Consider the following 21,303-nt stretch of genomic DNA (forward strand, 5'->3'; position numbering starts at 1 on the left):
CAGGCAGGCCGCTCCAGCACGTCGCCTGCGCCGGTTGCGTTAGCGTCCCTGCGTGAGCGAGCACCCCGCGACCGATCCCACCGCCCTGGCCGCGCAGGCAGCCGACGCCCTGACCACCGCGCTCGGGGGTCCGCACGACGTCGCCGTCGTCATGGGCTCGGGTTGGGCACCGGCGGCCGACGCGTTCGGCGAGACCGCCGGATCGGTGGCCATCGGCGACCTGCCCGGTTTCGCGGCCCCGACCGTCGTCGGGCACGGCGGCGAGATCCGCTCGGTCCGGGTGGGCGAGCGCAGGGTGCTGCTGTTCCTGGGCCGCACCCACTACTACGAGGGGCGCGGGGTGGAACCGGTCGTCCACGGTGTGCGCACCGCCGCGGCCGCGGGCGTGCGGACGATCGTCCTGACCAACGCCGCCGGCGGGCTGGCCCCCGAGCACCGGGTGGGCCAGGCGGTGGTCATCTCCGACCACCTGAACCTGACCGCCCGGTCGCCGCTGGTCGGCGCGAACTTCGTCGACCTCACCGACCTCTACTCCGGCCGGCTCCGCGCCCTGGCCCGGGAGCTGGACCCGTCACTGGTCGAGGGCGTCTACGCCCAGCTGCCCGGCCCGCACTTCGAGACGCCGGCCGAGATCCGCATGCTGCGCACCCTCGGCGCGGACCTGGTCGGCATGTCCACCGCGCTGGAGGCCATCGCCGCCCGCGCCGCGGGGGTCGAGGTGTTCGGCCTGTCGATGGTCACCAACGCCGCGGCCGGCATCACCGGCGAGGCGCTGAACCACGAGGAGGTCCTCGCGGCGGGCAAGGCCGCCGCCGGGCGGCTGGGGCAGTTCCTGGTGCAGCTCATCGAGCGGCTCCCGTGACCGGGCCGGTCCTCGTGACGGGGGCCGCCGGCCGGATCGGCACGGTCCTGCGCGGCGGGCTGCCCGAGCGCGGCTGGGCGGTGCGCAGCCTCGACGTCGTGCCGGTGCCCGAGCCGCGCCCGGGCGAGGAGCACCTCGTCGCCGACGTCACCGACCTGGCGGCGACGACCGACGCCGCCCGCGGCGCGTCGGCCGTCGTCCACCTCGCAGGCATCTCGGGCGAGTCGACGTGGGCGGCGATCGCGCACGCCAACATCGAGGGCACCTACTGCGCGCTCGAGGCGGCCCGGCAGGCCGGGGTCCAGCGCGTGGTGCTGGCCAGCAGCAACCACGCGTCCGGGTACACCGAGCGTCCGGCCGACGGCCTGCTCCGCGAGGAGGACGCGCCGCCGCGTCCGGACACGTACTACGGCGTCTCGAAGGTGGCGATGGAGGCCCTGGGCTCGCTGTACGTGGACCGCTACGGCCTCGACGTCATCTGCCTGCGGATCGGCAGCGCCTTCGCCGAGCCGACCACGACCCGCCAGCTCTCCACCTGGCTCTCCCCCGCCGACACCGTCGCCCTGGTCGAGGCCGCGCTCACCGCGCCGTCGCCGGGGTTCCGCGTGGTGTGGGGGGTCTCCGACAACACCCGCCGCTGGTGGGACCTCTCCGCCGCGGAGGCCCTGGGCTACCGGTCCACCGACGACGCCGAGCGGTACGCCGGGGCGCTGATCGGCGCCCACGGCGAGCCCGACCCCGCCGATCCGGTGCACCACCGGGTCGGGGGCGAGTACACGACCGCCGACTTCGACGCGGAGAACTTCACGGGATGACGCAGGACCTGCTCGACACCGCACGCGCCTGGGCCGAGGCGGACCCGCACGAGGGCGACCGCGCCGAGATCACGGCGCTGGTCGACGCCGGCGACACCGCCGAGCTGGCCCGCCGCTTCGCCGGTCCGCTGACCTTCGGGACGGCGGGGCTGCGCGGACCGCTGCGCGCCGGGCCGGCCGGGATGAACGCCGCCGTCGTCACCCGTGCTGCCGCGGGGCTGGCCTCCTGGCTGACGGCGTCCGGGCACGCGGGCGGCGGCGTGGTGATCGGGTTCGACGCACGCCGCCGGTCCGACGAGTTCGCCCGCATCTCCGCCGAGGTGCTGGCCGGGGCGGGCTTCGCCGTGCAGGTCATGCCCCGCCCGCTGCCGACGCCGGTGCTGGCCTTCGCCGTCCGCCACCTGGGGTGCGCGGCCGGGATCATGGTGACCGCCAGCCACAACCCGCCCGACGACAACGGCTACAAGGTCTACCTCAGTGACGGTGCGCAGCTGGTGCCGCCGGCCGACCGGGAGATCGAGGCCGCGATCGGCGCGGTCGGACCGGCCCGCGACGTGCCCCGGTCCGACGACTGGGTGACCCTCGACGACGGCATCGAGACCGACTACGTCGACGCCGTCGCCCGGGCGGTCGACCCCGGCCGGGTGCCGGCGGAACTGCGCACGGCACTGACCGTGGCCTACACGGCGATGCACGGCGTGGGTGCGGGGACGACGCGTGCGGTGTTCGCCGCCGCGGGGCTGCCGGCGCCGGTGAGCGTGGCGGAGCAGGACGCCCCCGACCCCGCGTTCCCGACCGTCTCCTTCCCCAACCCGGAGGAGCCCGGGGCGGTGGACCTGCTGCTGGCGCTGGCCGAGCGGGTGGGCGCCGACGTGGCGATCGCCGAGGACCCCGACGCCGACCGCTGCTCGGTGGTGTGCGGCGGGCGGCAGCTGACCGGTGACGAGGTGGGTGCGCTGCTCGCCGACTGGCTGCTGCGCCGCGGCGTGCGCGGCACGTACGCGTCATCGCTGGTGAGCGGCTCGCTGATGCACGCCGTCGCCGAGGCGCACGGCGCCCCGTCGGAGGAGACGCCGACCGGGTTCAAGTGGATCATGCGGGCCGGGTCGGAGGCGGCGCCGCTGGTGTACGGGTACGAGGAGGCGCTGGGTTACTCGGTGGCGCCGTCGGTGGTGCGGGACAAGGACGGCATCTCCGCCGCGCTCGCCGTCGCTCTGCTGGCGGCGGAGCTCAAGGCCGACGGGCGGACCGTCCTGGACCGGCTGGACGAGCTGGCCACCGAGCACGGCCTGTTCGTCACCGGGCAGCTGTCGGTGCGGGTGGAGGACCTCTCGGTCATCTCCGGGGCGATGGCGCGGCTGCGCTCGGCGCCACCGGCCACCCTGCTGGGCCGGCCGGTGGAGTTCGCCGATCTCGCCGAGGGGTCGCCGCCGGTGGACGCGGTCCGGCTGCTCGGTGACGGGGTGCGGGTGATCGTGCGGCCCAGCGGCACCGAGCCGAAGCTGAAGGCCTACCTGGAGACGGTCGTCCCCGTGCACGACGACGCCGGCCTGATCGCCGCCCGCGGCCGCGGCGCCGACGAGCTGGACCAGCTGCGCGCGGAGATGTCGGCCGCCCTGGGTATCGGATGATCGACTGGCTCCTCGACGTCCCCCGCTCGCCGTCTACCTCACGCTCGGCCTCGTCGTCGGGGTCGAGAGCATCGGGATCCCGCTCCCCGGCGAGACCCTGCTGGTGGCAGCAGCGCTGCTGGCCGGCAGGACGTCGTCTCGCCGGTCCTGGTCGCCGTGTCCGCAGCCCTCGGAGCGGCCGTCGGTGACTCGATCGGCTACCTCGTCGGACGTCGCCACGGGCACCGTCTGTTCGCCTTCCTCGCCCGCCGCTCCCCCAGGCACCTGGGGCCCGAGCGGGTGGAGTCGGCCGTGCGGCTGATGCAGCGCTACGGCGTATGGGCGGTCTTCTTCGGCCGGTTCATGGCCCTGCTGCGCATCCTGTCGGGCCCGCTGGCGGGCTCCCTGGGCATGCCCTACCGGACCTTCGCCCTGGCGAACTGGACCGGCGCATTCGTCTGGGCGGGAGTCACGACCGCAGTCGTCTACCTGCTGGGCGAGGCCGCCGAAGCCCTGCTGCGCGACTTCGCGTGGGGTGGCGCGATCCTGCTCGTCGTCCTCGCCGTCGTCCTGGTGCTGGTGGTCCGTCGCCGGAGGGCAGCCGCCGAGGACGCGCGCCCGTGACTCACCTCGCCGCCCCCGAGCGGCCGTCGCCCGGCCGTCCCGTTCAGCATCGGATCGATGCGTCACGCAACCGCCGGTCCTGCCTCCGCGACCCGGACCGGCGGGATCCGGTGAGCGCCCGTCGGCAGCCGCCGGCCGGGCTCGACGAGGGGACGGACCGGCACATGGCGGACGACACCGGGTGCATCCGGTGAGGAGCGCGACCACCCCACGCCGGGACGCCTCGGCGACGATGCCCCTGACCGCGCACCTGCGGGAGCTGCGCCGTCGCGTGGCGCTGGCGCTGGTGGCCGTGGCCATCGCCACCGCGCTGGCGTTCTGGTGGTACGAGCACGGGCTCGGCGAGCTCGTCCGCGCTCCCTACTGCGACCTCCCGCCGCAGCTGCGGTACACGGACGCATCGGGCGGGTGCGGACTGTTGGTGACCGATGTCTTCGGCGGTGCGCTCGTCCGCCTCAAGATCAGCCTCGTCGCCGGGGTCGTCCTCGCCGCGCCGGTGTGGCTGGGCCAGCTGTGGCGTTTCCTCGCCCCGGGCATGCGCCGGAACGAGAAGCGCGCGGCGGCCGGTTTCGTCGTGGCGGCGTCCACGCTGTTCGCCGTCGGGACGGTGCTGGCCTACCTGGTGCTCGAGACAGGGCTGCGATTCCTGCTCACGATGGCCGGTTCGGACGTCATCGTCGCACTGACCGCCCAGGACTACCTGCGGTACGTCACCACCCTGCTGCTGGCCTTCAGCCTCGCCCTGCAGCTACCACTGCTCGCGGTGTGCCTGAACCTGGCGGGGGCGCTGTCGCACCGTGCGATGGCCGGCGCGCGGCAGTGGATCTTCTTCCTGTCGCTGGTCTTCGCGGCGCTCGCGACGCCACCCGACCCGGTCACGATGGTGGTGCTCGCGCTGCCGATGTGCGTGCTGTTCGAGGGCGCCATCCAGTTCGCCCGGGTCGTGGACCGGCGGCGCGCGCGCCGGGCCGCGCAGGAATCGGTGGAGGACGACGAACCGTCCCGGTTGGATCCGCCGACCCGCGTTCCCTGATCCCGTCCGTCCGGGTGCCTGCGGCGGTGCTCCCCCGGTGTGCCGCGTGATGCCGGCTGCCACCCCTGCTGGGTGCGCGTGGGACGTGTGTGACCGGTCCCGAACCGGGTCCGCGCCCGCGGCCTATCGTGGGCCGGTCGTCCCTGGCCTGGCCGGGCCGACCGGCCCGCGGCATCCGCGGCGAGACCGAGCCGGACCCGCTCCGCTCCGCTCACAGAGTTGTCGACACCGGGGATCTGACGCACCACATGTCTGCACCGAGCATCCCGCTCTCCCAGGGCGGTACGTCCGCGGAGCCACGGCGGTACCGGACCGAGATCGACGGCCTGCGCGCCCTGGCGGTCTCGCTGGTCGTCGGCTACCACGTGTTCAGCGGTCGGGTGTCCGGTGGCGTCGACGTCTTCCTGGTGCTCACCGGCTTCTTCCTCGTGCACACCCTCACGAGCCAGCTCGAACGGTCCGGGACCGTGCGCCCGCTGCGGGCGGTCAGCCGCACCCTCGGCCGCCTGGTCCCCTCCGCGGCGCTCGTGCTCGCCGGGACGCTCCTGGCCAGCGCGGTGGTCATGCCCAGCACCCGGTGGCGAGAGATCGCCGGCCACCTCCTCGCCTCCGCGACGTTCACCGAGAACCGCCGCCTGGTCGCCGAGGCCGCCGACTACTCCGCCAGCAACGTGCTGGCCAGCCCGATGCAGCAGTTCTGGTCCCTGTCCATCCAGGTCCAGGTCCTGGTCGCGGTGCCGTTCCTCGCGGCGGGCGCGGTGCTGCTCCTGCGCCGGTCCCCTTGGTCCCGGCACGGCCGGCGCATCGCCGTCGCCGCTGTGGTCGTGGCCACGGGCGCCTCGCTGGCGTACTCGGTCGTCGCGACGGCCGCGGACCAGCAGGCCGCGTACTTCTCCACCCTGCCGCGGGTGTGGGAGCTGGGCGCGGGGGCGCTGGTGGCGCTCCTGCTGGCCGGGTGGCGCCCGCACCGGCACGTGGCGACCGCGCTCGGCTGGGGTGGCCTCGTGGCGCTCGTGGCGTGCGGTGCGGTGCTCGACGGGGCCCACGAGTTCCCCGGGTATCAGGCCGCGTGGCCCGTGCTGTCGGCCGTCGCGGTGATCGTCGCCGCCGACGCCGCCGGACGGGCGGGCGCGCACCGGGTCCTGTCCTCCCCCGTGGCGCGCTGGCTGGGCTCCCGGTCCTACGTCCTGTACCTGTGGCACTGGCCCATCCTGGTGCTCTACCTGGTGCACACCGGCCGCGAAGCGCCGTCGATCAAGGGGGCCGCGGCGGTGATCGCGCTGTCCCTGCTGCTCAGCGAGGCGACGTACCGGCTGGTCGAGCGGCCGGCGGGCGCACGGCTCCGGTCCTGGCGGCCCGCCGCGGCGGTGGTCGCCGTCGCCGCGGTCAGCGCTCCGCTCCTGCTGGCCGGCGCGGCCACCATCGTCTGGATGGACCGGGAGGCCGACCGCGTCGCGGCGCTGGTGGACGACCCGGCGTACCCGGGGGCGGCGGCGCTGGGCAGCAACTTCTGGGAAGCCGGTCCCATCGGGGGTGCCGACCCGTTGCCGCCGATGACGCTGATCCGCGACGACTGGCCCGGCCCTCCCGACCACGCTTCCTGCACCACGGACGTCCTCGAGAGCGAACCCGTTCCCGCCGAGATGGAGAGGTGCGTGATCGGGGACGACGACGCCTCGCGCAGGGTGGTCGCCGTCGGCGATTCGCACGTCGCGCACTGGGTCACCCCGTTGACCGCCATCGCCGAGGACCACGGGTGGCAGGTCATCTCGATGCTCCGCGGCGGCTGCAACCTCTCGACGGAGTCGGAGTTCATCCAGGAGGGCTGGACGGACTACGAGGAGTGCGCCGCCTGGCGTTCCCGGCTCACCGACCAGATCCTCTCGCTGGAGCCGGACCTGGTGATCGCCCTCGGCACCCGCACCGCCGCCGGCGAGGACAGGGAGTGGCTGCCGGAGGGCCATGTGGCCGCGTGGCAGCCGCTTCTGGAGTCGGGCATACAGGTCATCGGCCTGCGCGACAGCCCGCGGCACACCGTGGACGTCCCCGACTGCATGGCCGAATGGGGCGATACGTCGCCGAGGTGCCAGGCGCCGCGGTCACTGGTGTACGACGACGACCTGTTCGACTCACCGCCGGCGGAGCTGCCCGGGGGCGTCAGGCTGCTCGACACCAGCCCTTACTTCTGCGTCGAGGACGTGTGCCCGGCGCTGATCGGCAATGTGCGGGTGTACATGGACTCCGCGCACGTGACGGCGACCTACATGCGCACCGTCAGACCGCGGTTCGAGACCGACCTCCTGGCGCTCGTCGGCTGGTGATCGGCGGGCCGGCTCAGCCGGGGGGCGGCCCGTAGCGGTTGACGCGCGGCTCGCTGCCGAGGAAGCCGATGGTCACCAGCAGGACCAGCCAGCCGATCCCGGGCAGCAGGTGCCACAGCAGCCACCAGGCGGAGTGGTCCCGGTCGTGCAGTCGCGTGACCATCGCGGCGATGTTCGGCACGAGCAGCACCAGCGCCGAGATCGCCGTCACCGGTCCGCCCTGGTCCGGGAACGGCCAGAGCAGGTCGAACCCCCCGTCGCGGCTGATGCGCGGGTAGCTGTCCGGGAACCAGGTCGCGTCGATCGAGGTGGCGACGAGCCCGAGCACGGCGAAGACCAGGACGTAGCGCTGCCACCAGTCCCGCCGCCGGATCCGCCCGGTGGGCAGGTACCAGTCCAACGGGGTCCACGAGCGCCGCGCCGGCGGGGCGCTGGTCATCCGCGGACGGCTTGGCGGCAGCCGGAGTCCAGCGCCCGGGCGGCCGTCGCCAGCACGGCGACGACGTCCCGGCCGAACCCCACGTCGCAGGGGTGGGTGCCGCCGGCGATCGCGGCGGAGGTCAGCTCGTCGACGGCGACGGAGAACGCCTCCACCGGGGCCTCGACGTCGGGCAGGAGGACGAGCCGGCCGGCGTCCCCGTGCACGAAGAACTCGATGCCGGTCGACATGGACGCCACCGTGTGCGAGAGCGTCACGGTCGACGCCGTCCCCGACTCGTGCGTGAGCACCAGGTGGACGGTGTCCCGGAGCCCCGGGCCGGCCTGCACCGCGACGACCGGCCCCAGCGCCGGCACCAGCACCGACAGCGCGTGCGGGCCGATGTCCCACAGCGCCCCGTGCTCCTGCCGCCACGGCGAGGCCGCGAAGGGCGTGCCGGCCAGCGAGGAGAGCCAGGAGCCGGCTCCGCCGGCCAGGCGGGTGCGCGCGGCCTGGGTGAGCCAGGTGGAGGTCGCCGTCTGGAAGCGGAAGGTGAAGAAGACGACGGAGGCGACCCCGGCGGCGCGCACCGCGTCGACCACCCGGTCGGCCGCTGCCACGTCGAGCGCGATCGGCTTCTCCAGCAGCAGGTGCTTGCCCGCCTCCGCCGCGCGCACCGCGAGCGACGCCTGCACGTCCGGCGGCAGCGCGATCGCCACGGCGTCGACCTCGGCCAGCAGCGCCTCGACGTCGCCGTGGCCGGGGACCTCGAACTCCGCGCCGAGCGCCTTCGCCTTGGCGAGGTCGCGGCCCCACACGCCCACCAGCTCGGCCGACGGGTGGCCGGCGAGGGCGGTCGCGTGCACGGCACGCGCCCAGTGACCGGTGCCGAGGATTCCGAAGCGCACGGTCAGACCGCGCCGAACTGGCGGTCGCCGGCGTCACCCAGGCCGGGCACGATGTAGGCCTTGTCGTTGAGCCCCTCGTCGATGCTGGCGGTGAAGACGCGCAGCGGCAGCCCGCTCTCCTCCAGCCGGCGGATGCCGTCCGGAGCGGCGAGCGCGCACAGCACCGTGATCGAGGTCGTGCCGCGCGCGGTGAGCAGCTGGCAGCAGTGCACGAGGGATCCGCCGGTGGCCAGCATCGGGTCGAGGACGAAGACGTCGCGGCCGACGAGCGACTCCGGCAGCGAGGCCATGTAGGCCTCCGGCTGGAAGGTCTCCTCGTTGCGCGCGAGCCCGACGAAGCCCATCTGCGACTCCGGCAGCATCCCGTGCGCGGTGTCGGCCATGCCGAGGCCCGCCCGCAGCACCGGGACGATGAGCGGCGGCGCGGCCAGCCGGTAGCCGGTCGTCGTGGTGACGGGGGTGGTGATCGGCTCCTCGGCCACCGCGAGGTCGCGGGTGGCCTCGTAGACCAGCATCTGCGTGAGCTCGCGCAGGGCGGCGCGGAACATGGCGTTGTCCGTGCGCTCGTCCCGCATCCGGGAGAGGCGGGCACGGGCGAGCGGGTGGTCGACGACGGTGAGCTGCACGCCGGACACCGTATCGGCACCCGGCGCTGCGTTCGCCCGGTCACTGGGGGCGCCTTCCGACCTGGCGCTCAGGCGGCCACCAACGGGTTGCCACGGGCCTCGGCGGCCAAGCGAGGCCGCAGGTCCCGGTTCCCCATCAGGACACCCACGGCCCAGGCCATGTCCATGCGCTCGCCCCCCGCGCGCATCGCGTCGGGCAGCGGCGGCTTCCCGTCCGGGAACAACGGGTCCGCCGACGCACCGGGGGCACCGGCCGCCGGTCGCGGGGACGGCCGAGGCTCCGGGCGGCGGGCGGCCAGCTCGTCGACCGGCTGCACGCCGACGAAGGCCGCCTCGGCGGGGACCTCGGGGCTCCCGGCCAGACCCGCCAGACCATGGGTGAAGGCGGCGTCCGCGGCGCCCCACACCCGCCGCCCGTCGGGGGCGAGCGCGACCAACCGGCCGTCGCGCCGGGTCAGCACCAGGTCCAGCTCGTGCACCGATCCGTGGTCGACGTCGCAGAGCAGCACCACGTTGTCGAGGTCCGTCCCACCACCGAACAGCCAGTGCCGCATGTGGTGGGCGTGCAGCCGTTCGATCCGCGTCTCGGTGCACCCCGGCCGGGCACAGCCCCCGTCCCGGCGCAGCAGCGCACGCCGCTGCGCGCGGGTGGCCAGCCGGCGCTTGCGGCCCACGCCGAGGACCTCCCGCCCGCACTCCAGCATGGTCACGACGGTCGCCTCGCAGAGCATCCGCCGGACCTCGGTCGCGTGCAGCGCCGGGCCGCCATCGAGGTAGGCCTGCCCGGCGGCAGCGTCGTCGGCGAGGACGGCGGCGTCGACGTGCACCACGACCTCGCGCCGGGGTGGGTCACCCGGCCGCCGGTCGGCGTGGTGGGCGGCTCCGGCGAGCCGGGCGACCGCCGTGCAGCGCCGGGCCCCCGTCCGCTCCCGGGCGCACGCGATCTCCTCCCGTTCCAGGTCCTCGTCCCGCTCCAGGCCTCCGGCCACGCCCGCTTCCCGCTCCGCGGCTGCCCGCTTCGCCGCGGCGCGGTCCCGACGGGCTTCGCGTTCGGCCAGCGAGTCGACCGCCGCGAGGAAGTCCGCACCTTCCTCGGGCGCAAGGCGCATCCGTACGACGAGCATGCCGTCGTCGTCCCACCAGTGCTGGAACTGCCGCTTCAGTGCGATGGTCCCCTCGTCGGCGCGGTCCGCCCGCCGCCACGAGCGGACCAGGCGTTCCACCTGCGAGGCCGTGGCCTCGAGCGCCGTCTCCAGCAGCTCCCGCTCGGTGTCGGGCTCCGCGACGCGGGTCAACGCCCGGACCTTGGAGTAGGACAACCGCCCCTCGGCGAAGGCGGCGGAGATCAGCGGCAGCGCACCGAGACCCCGGGCGACCCGGACGTGCTCCCGGGCCGTGCCCGGGGCCATGCCGCACTGCCAGGCCAGCCAGTGGGCGCACGACAGGATCCCGACCGCGCGCCAGCCCTCCCGCCGATCGAACTCGGCCACGAGCCGCAGCCACGCGGCGGTGGCGGCGGCCAGCCGCACCGCGCCGGACGCGATCTCGCGTGCCAGTTCCGGCACGGACTTCTCCACCACGACGCCTCCTTCGGACGTGTGATCGAAGCGTAGGAGCGGGGGGTGACATCTCCGGCCCAGCAGGCACGTTCCCGCGCGGGAGCGCCCGACGGACGGGGCGCCACCCCCAGCAAGGGGGACGTTCCCGCGGGAACGCCCGACCGGGGGGTCCGCCACCCGGGTCCGAGGGGGCCGAGCGCGTTCCCGCGGGAACGCCCACCGGCGGGTCGGTCACTCGCGATCCGAAGGCCCCGAGCACGTTCCCGCGGGAACGTCACGAGCTCGGCTGCGGGTCAGGACCGCCCCTGCGGGTGAGCGCGTTCGGGGACCGGTCCCCCGGCAGGGGAGAATGGCCGGCATGACCCACGTGCTCGACCCCGACGCGCTGCCCGGGGCGACCCCCGCGGTGCACGCGCCGTCGCCGCCGTACGACGACGTGACCCGCTCCGACTCGGCCTTCCGCGCCTTCCTGCACGGCCTGCCCGGTGTCGACCAGGTGGGCGCCGAGGCGCGCGTCGCGCAGCTGGGCACCCGGTCGATCAAGACCACCTCGAAGGCGTGGGCGATCGACACCGCCATCTCGATGGTCGACCTGACCACGCTCGAGGGCGCCGACACCCCCGGCAAGGTGCGCAGCCTGGCCGCCAAGGCCAAGCAGCCCGACCCGTCGGACCCGACGACGCCGCAGGTCGCCGCCGTCTGCGTCTACGGCGACCTCGCCGGCGTCGCGCGGGAGGTGCTGGCCGGCACCGGGATCCACGTGGCCGCCGTCGCCACCGCCTTCCCCAGCGGCCGCGCGAGCCGTGCGGTGAAGCTGGCCGACGTCCGGGACGCCGTGTCGAACGGCGCCGACGAGATCGACATGGTCATCGACCGCGGCGCGTTCCTGGCCGGCCGCTACCTCGACGTCTACGAGGAGATCGTCGCGGTGAAGGAGGCCTGCGGGGACGCACACCTCAAGGTCATCCTCGAGACCGGCGAGCTGATGACGCTGGACAACGTCCGGCGCGCGAGCTGGATCGCCATGCTCGCCGGCGGCGACTTCATCAAGACCTCCACCGGCAAGGTGAGCCCTGCCGCCACACTGCCCGTCGCCCTGGTGATGCTGGAAGCGGTCCGCGACTTCCGCCTCGCCACCGGCCGGCAGGTCGGCTTCAAGCCCGCCGGCGGCATCCGGACGACGAAGGACGCGATCAAGCACCTCGTGCTGATCAACGAGACCGTGGGCCCCGACTGGCTGGACCCCGACTGGTTCCGCTTCGGCGCCTCCAGCCTGCTCAACGACCTCCTGCTGCAGCGGCAGAAGCTGCGCACCGGCCACTACTCCGGCCCCGACTACGTCACGGTGGACTGACAGCGATGACCAGCGTTTTCGAGTACGCCCCCGCGCCCGAGTCGCGGTCGATCGTCACCATCGCCCCCTCGTACGGCCTGTTCGTCGACGGCGAGTTCGTCGACGGCTCCGGCGAGCCGCTGAAGACGGTGAACCCGGCCACCGAGGAGGTGCTCGCCGAGGTCGCCACCGGCACCACCGCCGACGTCGACCGCGCGGTGCGCGCCGCCCGGAAGGCGTTCGAGAGGACCTGGGGTCCGATGCGCCCCGCCGACCGCGGCAAGTACCTGTTCCGCATCGCCCGGCTGCTGCAGGAGCGCGCCCGCGAGTTCGCCGTCCTCGAGTCGCTGGACAACGGCAAGCCGATCCGGGAGTCCCGCGACGTCGACGTCCCGCTGGCCGCGGCGCACTTCTTCTACCACGCGGGCTGGGCCGACAAGCTGGACTGGGCGGGCCTCGGGCCGGGACCGAAGCCGCTGGGCGTCGCCGGCCAGGTCATCCCGTGGAACTTCCCGCTGCTGATGCTCGCGTGGAAGGTCGCCCCGGCGCTCGCGACCGGCAACACCGTCGTCCTCAAGCCCGCCGAGACCACCCCGCTCACCGCGCTGCTGTTCGCCGAGGTCTGCCGCCAGGCCGACCTGCCGCCGGGCGTGGTGAACATCGTGACCGGCGCCGGCGACACCGGCCGCGCGGTCGTCGAGCACGACGACGTCGACAAGGTGGCTTTCACCGGGTCCACCGACGTCGGCCGGCAGATCGCCCGCGCGGTCGCCGGCACCCGCAAGAAGCTGACGCTGGAGCTGGGCGGCAAGGCGGCGAACATCGTCTTCGACGACGCCCCGATCGACCAGGCCGTCGAGGGCATCGTGCAGGGCATCTTCTTCAACCAGGGCCACGTCTGCTGCGCGGGCTCCCGGCTGCTGGTGCAGGAGTCGATCCACGACGAGGTCATCGCCAGCCTGCAACGGCGGATCGGCACGCTGCGGGTGGGCGACCCGCTGGACAAGAACACCGACATCGGCGCGATCAACAGCGCCGAGCAGCTCGCCCGCATCCGCGAGCTGTCGGACATCGGCGAGGCCGAGGGCGCGCAGCGCTGGCAGCCCGCCTGCGAGCTGCCCGAGCGCGGCTACTGGTTCCCGCCCACGGTGTTCACCGACGTCTCCCCCGCGCACCGCATCGCCCGCGACGAGGTCTTCGGCCCCGTGCTGTCGGTGCTCACCTTCCGGACGCCGGACGAGGCGGTCGCCAAGGCCAACAACTCCACCTACGGGCTGTCGGCCGGCATCTGGAGCGAGAAGGGGTCACGGATCCTGAAGATCGCCGACCAGCTGCGCGCCGGCGTGGTGTGGGCCAACACGTTCAACAAGTTCGACCCGACGTCGCCGTTCGGCGGCTACAAGCAGTCGGGCTACGGGCGAGAGGGCGGCCGGCACGGTCTGGCCGCATACCTGAAGGGTGCCGAGCAGTGAGCAGCGATCGTCTCGCCGTCCGCAAGACCTACAAGCTGTACGTGGGCGGCGCCTTCCCGCGCTCGGAGTCCGGCCGCACCTACGAGGTCACCGACGCCAGGGGCCTCTTCCTCGCCAACGTCGCGTGGGCGAGCCGCAAGGACGCCCGCGACGCCGTCGTCGCCGCCCGCGGCGCCTTCGCGAAGTGGTCGGGCGCGACCGCGTACAACCGCGGCCAGGTCCTCTACCGGGTGGCCGAGGTGATGGAGGGCCGGCACGTCCAGTTCTGCGAGGAGGTCGGCGCGGCCGAGGGCCTGTCGGCGTCCAAGGCGCGGGCCGCCGTCGACGCCGCCATCGACCGCTGGGTCTGGTACGCCGGCTGGACCGACAAGCTGGCCGCCGTCCTCGGCGGCGCGAACCCCGTCGCCGGGCCGTACTTCGACTTCAGCCTGCCCGAGCCCACCGGTGTGGTCGCCGTCCTCGCGCCCCAGCAGTCGTCGCTGCTCGGACTGGTGAGCGTTCTCGCCCCGGTGCTCGCGACCGGCAGCACCGCCGTCGTCGTCACCTCCAAGGAGCGGCCGATCCCGGCCGTCACCCTGGGCGAGGTGCTCGCCACCAGCGACGTACCCGGCGGGGTGGTCAACCTGCTCACCGGCGACGCCGGGGAGCTGGGCCCGTGGCTGGCCGAGCACGCCGACGTCGACGCCATCGACCTCACCGGCGCTCCGGCCGACCGCGCGATGGAGCTCGAGCGCGAGGCCGCCGGCACGATCAAGCGCGTCGTCCGCCCGCCGGCCACCGAGCCGGACTGGACCGTCGACCCCGGGCTGTCCCGGATGACCCCGTTCCTCGAGACCAAGACGGTGTGGCACCCGATGGGGATCTGAGCAGGCCGCAGGAGGCGATCCACGGCCGCGCCGGCCACATGATCGACCTCGGGGTCCCGCCGCGCGGCCCGGAGGTGCAACTCCGAGCCGACAAGGCAGGATGGTGCGGTGGCCAGGCCCAGCATCGTCCCCATCGCACTGACCCTCGACGACCGCACCGGATACACCCTGTGGGCTCCGCCGTGGGAGGAGGACGGCGAGGAGTGGCAGGCGTTCCTCGGCACGACCGAGGGTGACGGGGCGGGCGGGCGCGCCACGGTGCACCTCTTCCCGTCGCCGGAGAAGCTCGCCGCCTTCTGCCGCACCCGCACCGACCACGACCTGGCCGACCACCCGGTGTGGCCGGTCGTCGCCGGTCTGGACGCAGCGGACCTCACCCCGGACGAGGACCACCGGTACGACCTCGACGGGGTGTACGACGTCGCCGCCGAGGACCCCGACCGGTGGGCGGTGGAGGAGCTCGCCGCGACCGTCGACATCGTCAGCCGGCTCGCCGAGTGCCTGGACACCACCGAGGACGACGACGAGGAGCAGTTCGAGGCCGTCGCCGAGTTCGCCGCCAAGCCGGAGATCGGCTCTCTCGGGCTCGGCGTGGAGGCCTTCGCCGGGCGCTCCGGCGAGGACGCGTGGATCGGCGTCGGCACGGTCTTCGACGAGCTGTGGGAGGACGTCGTCGAGGAGCTCTCGGACCACTTCGACTGGACCGGCGGGGGCACCGCCACGATCGAGGAGTACCCCTCGGCCGCCGAGTCCGCGGACGACCAGCTCGGCGCCCTCGCCGACGAGGACCTGCCCGAGCAGGCGGAGACGGCCGCCGGCGCGCCCGCCGGTGCGACCGCCACCTCGGTGGCCGGCCGGCCGGGCGTGAGCACCATCGCACGCGGGAGCCGGGTCACCGCCTCCCCCGCCGCGGTCGCCGCCGCCGCCGAGTTCTGGGAGGCGGTCGGCATCCTGCCGGTCGAGATCGTGGTCCCCGAGGGCGCCGGGGTGACCCTGCGTTGCTACGTCGAGGACGTCGCCCGCTTCCTCGGCCGCGACGGAGAGGTGTTCGTCTTCGACACCCCGGCCGACCTGGCCCGCTTCTGCGCCGGCAACGAGCAGCACGACCTCGTCGAGATCGCCACCTGGCCCGAGGTCGCCGACACGGACACGCTGCCGCTGCCCGCCGAGCAGGACCGCTACGACCTCACCGAGGTCTCGGAGGTGCTGGCCGAGGTCGCCGATGGCGCCGCCGGTCTGGTCCCCCACCGGGCGCTCGTGCAGCCGGCCGAAGGGGTGCGGGACCTCGCCGAGTACGCCCGGCTCACCCGGGTCGACGAGCTGCTCGCCCCCACCTCCCCGCTGGGCCGGGCGGTGGCCCGCGCCGATCGGCAGCCCGACGAGCCCCTGGACGCGGCCGAGGCCGGGCAGCTGCGCCCCGCCTGGGACGAGGTCGTCACCGCCGTGAGCGGCGCCCTGGTCTTCCGCGACTGAGACGACGGCGGCCCGCCCCGGGAAACCGGGACGGGCCGCCGTCGTCGCCCCCGTCCGGAGGCTCACCGCGAGCGGTGAGGGGACGGGGTCCTCGTTCAGCCCTGGCGCGGAGGACGGCCCGAGCGCTCGCCGCCGAAGCGGCGGTCGCCGCCACCGGAGCGGTTGCGGTCGCCGTACGAGCGACGGGGGCCACCACGGGAACCGCCGGGGCGGTCACCCTCGCGACGCGGACGGCCGCCGGGGCCACCGCCACCGCGGCGCATGTCGCGCTGGGTGCGCTCCTTGGGCTCCACGGGGATGCCGGAGGCGACCAGCTCGAGGATCGGCCGGTCACCGGGCCGCGTGCGGTCCAGGGGCGGGTCCACCTTCGCGGTGCGGAACCGGCGCTTGGCCTGTCCCACCTGGTCGGGGAGGAGCAGCGAGACGACCACACCCGCGGCGCCGGCGCGGGCCGTCCGGCCCGAGCGGTGCAGGTAGGTCTTCGCGTCCGTTGGCGGGTCGTAGTGCAGGACCAGCGAGACGTCGTCGACGTGGATGCCGCGCGCGGCGACGTCCGTGGCCACCAGCACCGGCGAGCGGGCGTCGGTGAACTCCTCGAGCGCACGCTTGCGCGCCGACTGCGGCAGCCCGCCGTGGATGGCCTCGGCCTTGATCCCGGCGGCCTTCAGGTTCTCGGCCAGCCGGTCCACGCCTAGCTGGGTGCGGGCGAAGATGATCGTGCGGCCGGGGCGAGCAGCCAGCTCCGTGGCCACCTGCAGCTTGTCGCGGAAGGCGAGGCTGAAGGCGAGGTGCTCGGCCGGCGGGGCGTCGTCGCCGGCCCGCTTGACCTCGTGCCGGGCCGGGTCCTTGAGGTAGCGGCGGACCAGGGAGTCGACCTCGCCGTCCAGCGTGGCCGAGAACAGCAGCCGCTGGGCGTTCCGGTCGGTCTGGTCGAGCAGCTCCTTGACGACCGGGAGGAAGCCCAGGTCGGCCATGAAGTCGGCCTCGTCCAGCACCGTGACGACCACCTCGGCGAGGGTGGCCTCGCCCTGGCTGATCAGGTCCTGCAGCCGGCCCGGCGTGGCGATGATGACGTCCACGCCGCGGCGCAGCTGCTGGATCTGGCGGTACATGGGTGCGCCGCCGTAGACGGTGGCCAGCTGCACGCCGGTCGCCTGGCCCAGCGGCGCCAGGTTGTCGTGCACCTGCTGGGCGAGCTCGCGGGTGGGCACGAGGACCAGCCCGCGCGGGGCCCGACGACCGTTCTTGACCTCGGCGCCGATGCGGGCGAGCAGCGGCAGCCCGAACGCGAGCGTCTTGCCCGAGCCGGTGGCGGCCTTGCCCAGCACGTCACGCCCGGCGAGGGCGTCCGGCAGGGCCGAGGTCTGGATGGCGAACGGGCGGTGGATGCCGCGCCGCTCGAGCGCGGTCACCAGCTGCTGGGGCAGACCCAGCTGACCGAAGGTGGGGCCGGCCGGGGTCTCGGCGACGGTCTCCGCCGCGGCGTCCTCGGCCGTGTTGCCGGTGGTGTTCACGATGGTGTTCTCGGTGGTGTTCTCGACAGCGTTCTCGGTCGTGGACGACTCGAACGCGGCAGGGTGGACCAAAGTCATGCGGGGTGGGGCTCCGATACTGCTCGGAGCGCGTCCCGTGAAAGAGGAGGAGCACCGTGACGTACCGGCGTCCTCACTTGGCGATCGTCTGCGCCCAGGGATGGAACGCTGGATCTGCACGGATGCGCTCGTGCCCGGACAAACCGTCCGGGAGGATGACCGGCCTTGTGCCGGTGCACTTACCGTAGCAGCGGAGATCACGACGCGATTCCCGCAGGCCGGAGTGACGCCCCCCACCCGCGGCCGGCCCGTGCGCGCCGGCGGTCAGTCGCGGTCCTCGTCCTGGTGCCCGGCCGACACCGCCAGCACCCCCTCGAGGTCGGCCAGCCGGGCGGCGAGCGCGGTGACCGACCCCGCCCCCTCCATCGTCATCCGCACCGTGGCCTGCGGGCCGGCGCCGCCCCGCCGCTCGGCCTCGACCGCCGTGTCGAGGTGACGCACGGTGAAGCCCTGCTGCGTGCACTCGGCCAGGGCCCGGCGCAGCACGCCCTCGCCGTCCCGGTAGGTCAGCACCAGGGAGTAGGAGTGCGCTGCCCGCCCCGACAAGCGGCGGGCCAGCGGGGTGAAGGCGTAGGCCACCAGGAGGTGGCCGGCGGTCGCGACGACGGCGTACAGCCACAGCCCCGCGCCGGCGGCCATGCCGACGGCCGCGGTCAGCCAGACGACGGCCGCGGTGGTGAGCCCGCGGACGGCGTCGCGCCGGACGAAGATCAGGCCGCCGCCGATGAACCCCAGCCCGGAGACCACCTGCGCGGCGACGCGCGAGTCGCCGAACTCAGCCCGGCTGATCACCATGAACAGCGCCGCGGCGAACCCGACGATGGTCAGCGTCCGCAGCCCGGCCGCCTTCTGCCGCAGCTCCCGCTCGAACCCGATGAGCGCCGAGAGGAGGAAGGCCACCCCCAGGTCGCCCAACCGGTCCCAGGACTGCCCGGCCGCCTCGGCGAGCAGGACGTCCACCGCCGTCAGCCCCGCAGCGCGGCGTAGCCCGGGCGGACCACGTCGTCGAGAAGCCGCTGCCGCTCCTCCGCGGGCAGGAAGGCGCCGGCCAGCGCGCGCTCGGTCACCGTCTGCACGTCGTCCCACGTCCAGCCGAACGTCGTCGCCACCGCTGTGACCTCGCTGGTGACCGAGACGCCGCTCATCAGCCGGTTGTCGGTGTTGAGCGTGACGGCGAAGCCGAGCCGGTGCAGCCGGTCCACCGGGTGCTCGGCCAGCGAGGGGTAGGCGCCGGTCTGCACGTTCGAGGAGGGCGCCACCTCCAGCGTCACCTGCGCGTCGCGCACCCGCCGGGCCACGGGGCCGAGGGCGCCGTCCGCGGCGACCTCGTCGGCGATCCGCACGCCGTGGCCGAGCCGTTCGGCACCGGCGCCGTCCAGCGCTGCCTCGATGCTGGCGATGCCGGCGGCCTCCCCCGCGTGCACCGTCCGGTGCGCCCCCGCGCGGTCCAGCAGGGCGATGGCGGCGGGGATGCGGTCCGGCGGGAAGCCGATCTCCGGGCCGGCGAGGTCGAAGCCGACGACACCGGCGTCCCGGTAGCGGACGACGAGGTCGGCGACCTCCTCCCAGCGGTCGTTCTGCCGCATCCCGCACAGCAGCGTGCCGATCCGGATCGGCGTGCCCGCGGCGGCGGCCTCCCGGCTCCCCTGCGCATACCCGTCGAGCATCGCCTCGACGGCCGCCTCCATCGGCATCCCGGCGGTGAGCAGCTCGGGCGCCATCCGGACCTCGGCGTACACCACGCCGTCCGCGGCGAGGTCGAGCGCGCACTCCCGGGCGACCCGCGCCACGGGGTCCGGCGTCTGCATCACGGCGGCGGTGTGCGCGAACGTCTCCAGGTACTGCACGAGGGAGCCGGAGTCCGCGGCCTCGCGGAACCACCGGCCGAGGGATTCGGCATCGCCCGCGGGCAGGTCGCGGTAGCCGAGCTCGTCGGCCAGGTCGAGTACCGTCTGCGGCCGCAGCCCGCCGTCGAGGTGGTCGTGCAGCAGGACCTTCGGGGCGCGGCGGACGTCGTCGGCGGTGAGCGGAGCGGGCACGGGAGAACGCTACCTACCGGCCGTCCCGGTCCTGCCAGCGGAAGGTGCGCACGCACAGCAGCAGGCCCAGGACGCACCAGATCCCGAGCACCAGCGCGACGGTGCCGAGCTCCCAGGAGCCCGCCGGCTCCCGGGCGGCGAGGGAGTCGGGCAGGAACACCGACCGCAGTCCCTGGGCCAGCCACTTCACCGGGAAGACCGAGGCGACGTCCTGCAGCCAGCCGGGCACCTGGTCGAACGGCATGAAGACGCCGGAGACGAACTCCAGCACCAGCGCGATCGGGGTGACCGTCGCCGAGGCCGACCGCGCGTTGCGGGCGAGGGAGGAGACGGCGATGCCGAGCAGCGTGCAGGCCGCCGCGCCCAGCACTGTCACCCAGGCGAAGGTCAGCCAGTCCGCCCCGGTCGGCAGGTCGATGCCGAACACGAGCACGCCGACGACCAGCAGCGCGAGGATCGTCGCGATCGTCACGGCGACGACCTGCGCGACCTTGCCGACGAAGTAGGCGGTCTTCGGCATGGGGCTGCCGGCCAGCGCCTTGAGGGTGCCGTCGGAGCGCTCGCCGGCGATGTGGATCGCCATGTTCTGCAGGCTCGCCCCGACGATCCCCGCGGCGATGACGCCCGCCATGAAGTACTGCGGGAAGTCCACGCCGGAGCCGAGGTCGTAGTCCAGGACCGCGCCGAGCCCCAGCAGCAGGATGACCGGGAACAGCAGCGTGAAGACCACCGACTCACGCTGGCGGAAGAACTCCTTGAGCTCGACCCCCGCCCGGGTGCGGGAGACCCGGGCGACCGAGGGCAGCGCGGCGCGCCCTGGGGCGGTGGTGGTCACGAGCGGTCCCCGATCATCTTCAGGTACACGTCCTCGAGCGTCGGCCGGCTGACGGCGAGGTCGGGCACCTCGCCCGGGAAGCGCGCGGCGAGCTCGGAGACGAAGGCGGTCGGCGTGGCGGTCTCGGCGGTGCGCCGGGCGCCGGCCTCGGTCCAGCTGACGACGGCCGGCGCGGTGCCGCGGCCGCCGAGCGCGGTGGGGACGGCGACCTCGGCCAGCTGCCCGTGAGCGATGACCCCGACCCGGTCGGCCAGCTCCTCGGCCTCGTCGAGGTAGTGGGTGGTCAGGAGCATGGTGGTGCCCAGCTCGCGCAGCGACCGGATCAGCGCCCAGAACTGGCGGCGGGCCTCGGGGTCGAACCCGGTGGTGGGCTCGTCCAGGAACAGCAGCCGGGGCCGGCCCACGATGCCCAGCGCCACGTCCAGCCGGCGCCGCTGCCCACCCGAGAGCGTGCGGCCGCGGGCGCCCGCCTTCTCCGTGAGACCGACGAGCTCGAGCACCTCGTCGGGGTCGCGGGGATCGGCGTAGTAGGACGCCTGCGCCGACAGCAGCTCGCGCACCGAGAGCTGGCTGTCCCCCGCACCGGACTGCAGCACGATGCCGAGCTCGGCCTTCCAGCGGCGCCCGCCGCGCGCCGGGTCGACCCCGAGCACGCGCACCTCACCACCGTCGCGATCGCGGTAGCCCTCGCAGATCTCGACGGTCGTCGTCTTCCCCGCGCCGTTGGGACCCAGCAGGGCGAAGATCTCCCCACGGTGGATGTCGAGGTCCAGGCCGTCGACGGCCGCGCGGTCGCCGTACCGCTTGACCAGGCCGCGGATGGAGATGGCTGCGTCCGGGTTCAACGGCTCCCTCTCGGGGCCCGCCGCGAGCGTGCGAGTGGTGGGGAGGAGGGAGTCCTTCTGCACGAGAGACCA

The 21,303-nt window shown here is 74.4% G+C and carries 19 protein-coding genes; 10 read left to right on the forward strand and 9 right to left on the reverse strand.

Going from position 1 to position 21,303, the window contains the following annotated elements; genetic code table 11:
* Window positions 1-52 precede the first annotated feature (52 nt).
* From ACI8AP_RS17560 to ACI8AP_RS17585, 6 genes are all read left to right on the forward strand, one after another.
* Window positions 53-862 (forward strand): purine-nucleoside phosphorylase, encoded by an 810-nt coding sequence (locus ACI8AP_RS17560; RefSeq protein WP_456590647.1) that lies wholly within the window; start codon window positions 53-55, stop codon window positions 860-862.
* On the forward strand, window positions 859-1,677 hold the full coding sequence (locus ACI8AP_RS17565) for an NAD-dependent epimerase/dehydratase family protein (RefSeq protein ID WP_456590648.1): 819 nt from the start codon (window positions 859-861) through the stop codon (window positions 1,675-1,677). The genes ACI8AP_RS17560 and ACI8AP_RS17565 overlap by 4 nt, the downstream gene beginning before the upstream one ends.
* The gene (locus ACI8AP_RS17570) at window positions 1,674-3,308 is read left to right on the forward strand and encodes a phospho-sugar mutase (RefSeq protein WP_456590649.1); all 1,635 of its coding nucleotides are present in this window, start codon (window positions 1,674-1,676) and stop codon (window positions 3,306-3,308) included. The genes ACI8AP_RS17565 and ACI8AP_RS17570 overlap by 4 nt, the downstream gene beginning before the upstream one ends.
* Window positions 3,309-3,455: 147 nt before the next feature.
* Window positions 3,456-3,911 carry a DedA family protein gene (locus ACI8AP_RS17575; RefSeq protein WP_456590686.1) on the forward strand — a complete coding sequence of 152 codons (456 nt, stop codon included), beginning with the start codon at window positions 3,456-3,458 and terminating at the stop codon, window positions 3,909-3,911.
* 190 nt (window positions 3,912-4,101) lie between these two features.
* Window positions 4,102-4,944 (forward strand): twin-arginine translocase subunit TatC, encoded by an 843-nt coding sequence (gene tatC / locus ACI8AP_RS17580; RefSeq protein WP_456590650.1) that lies wholly within the window; start codon window positions 4,102-4,104, stop codon window positions 4,942-4,944.
* Window positions 4,945-5,192: 248 nt separating this feature from the next.
* Window positions 5,193-7,265, forward strand: coding sequence for an acyltransferase family protein (locus ACI8AP_RS17585; protein WP_456590651.1), 2,073 nt, complete (start codon window positions 5,193-5,195; stop codon window positions 7,263-7,265).
* A gap of 13 nt (window positions 7,266-7,278) precedes the next feature.
* Here ACI8AP_RS17585 and ACI8AP_RS17590 read toward each other — a convergent pair whose 3' ends face one another.
* The 4 genes from ACI8AP_RS17590 to ACI8AP_RS17605 form a co-directional block, all read right to left on the reverse strand.
* On the reverse strand, window positions 7,279-7,704 hold the full coding sequence (locus ACI8AP_RS17590; RefSeq protein WP_456590652.1) for a DUF805 domain-containing protein: 426 nt from the start codon (window positions 7,702-7,704) through the stop codon (window positions 7,279-7,281).
* On the reverse strand, window positions 7,701-8,591 hold the full coding sequence (locus ACI8AP_RS17595) for a Gfo/Idh/MocA family protein (protein ID WP_456590653.1): 891 nt from the start codon (window positions 8,589-8,591) through the stop codon (window positions 7,701-7,703). Before ACI8AP_RS17595 ends, ACI8AP_RS17590 begins: the two co-directional genes overlap by 4 nt.
* Window positions 8,592-8,593: 2 nt before the next feature.
* On the reverse strand, window positions 8,594-9,217 hold the full coding sequence (upp, locus tag ACI8AP_RS17600; RefSeq protein WP_456590654.1) for a uracil phosphoribosyltransferase: 624 nt from the start codon (window positions 9,215-9,217) through the stop codon (window positions 8,594-8,596).
* A gap of 68 nt (window positions 9,218-9,285) precedes the next feature.
* Entirely contained in the window at window positions 9,286-10,797 is a 1,512-nt protein-coding gene (locus ACI8AP_RS17605; RefSeq protein ID WP_456590655.1) for a DUF222 domain-containing protein, read from the reverse strand.
* Window positions 10,798-11,134: 337 nt separating this feature from the next.
* Here ACI8AP_RS17605 and deoC point away from each other — a divergent pair, with 337 nt between their 5' ends.
* From deoC to ACI8AP_RS17625, 4 genes are all read left to right on the forward strand, one after another.
* Complete coding sequence (deoC, locus tag ACI8AP_RS17610) at window positions 11,135-12,130, forward strand: deoxyribose-phosphate aldolase (RefSeq protein ID WP_456590656.1); 996 nt, start codon at window positions 11,135-11,137, stop codon at window positions 12,128-12,130.
* Between the two features lie 5 nt (window positions 12,131-12,135).
* Window positions 12,136-13,581 (forward strand): aldehyde dehydrogenase family protein, encoded by a 1,446-nt coding sequence (locus ACI8AP_RS17615; RefSeq protein ID WP_456590657.1) that lies wholly within the window; start codon window positions 12,136-12,138, stop codon window positions 13,579-13,581.
* Window positions 13,578-14,447, forward strand: a complete 870-nt coding sequence (locus ACI8AP_RS17620; protein ID WP_456590658.1) for an aldehyde dehydrogenase family protein — start codon at window positions 13,578-13,580, stop codon at window positions 14,445-14,447. The genes ACI8AP_RS17615 and ACI8AP_RS17620 overlap by 4 nt, the downstream gene beginning before the upstream one ends.
* 108 nt (window positions 14,448-14,555) lie before the next feature.
* Window positions 14,556-15,920, forward strand: coding sequence for a hypothetical protein (locus ACI8AP_RS17625; protein WP_456590659.1), 1,365 nt, complete (start codon window positions 14,556-14,558; stop codon window positions 15,918-15,920).
* 95 nt (window positions 15,921-16,015) lie between these two features.
* On the opposite strand, the gene ACI8AP_RS17630 is transcribed toward ACI8AP_RS17625, so the two are convergent.
* The 5 genes from ACI8AP_RS17630 to ACI8AP_RS17650 all read right to left on the reverse strand — a co-directional run bounded on the left by ACI8AP_RS17630 (window position 16,016) and on the right by ACI8AP_RS17650 (window position 21,294).
* Window positions 16,016-17,512, reverse strand: coding sequence for a DEAD/DEAH box helicase (locus tag ACI8AP_RS17630; RefSeq protein WP_456590660.1), 1,497 nt, complete (start codon window positions 17,510-17,512; stop codon window positions 16,016-16,018).
* Window positions 17,513-17,776: 264 nt separating this feature from the next.
* Complete coding sequence (locus tag ACI8AP_RS17635) at window positions 17,777-18,472, reverse strand: MgtC/SapB family protein (protein WP_456590661.1); 696 nt, start codon at window positions 18,470-18,472, stop codon at window positions 17,777-17,779.
* 5 nt (window positions 18,473-18,477) lie between these two features.
* Entirely contained in the window at window positions 18,478-19,551 is a 1,074-nt protein-coding gene (locus ACI8AP_RS17640) for an adenosine deaminase (RefSeq protein WP_456590662.1), read from the reverse strand.
* Between the two features lie 13 nt (window positions 19,552-19,564).
* Entirely contained in the window at window positions 19,565-20,386 is an 822-nt protein-coding gene (locus tag ACI8AP_RS17645) for an ABC transporter permease (RefSeq protein ID WP_456590663.1), read from the reverse strand.
* Entirely contained in the window at window positions 20,383-21,294 is a 912-nt protein-coding gene (locus ACI8AP_RS17650; protein ID WP_456590664.1) for an ABC transporter ATP-binding protein, read from the reverse strand. The genes ACI8AP_RS17645 and ACI8AP_RS17650 overlap by 4 nt, the downstream gene beginning before the upstream one ends.
* Between the last annotated feature and the right edge of the window lie 9 nt (window positions 21,295-21,303).

It is taken from the genome of Blastococcus sp. SYSU DS1021, assembly GCF_054050995.1.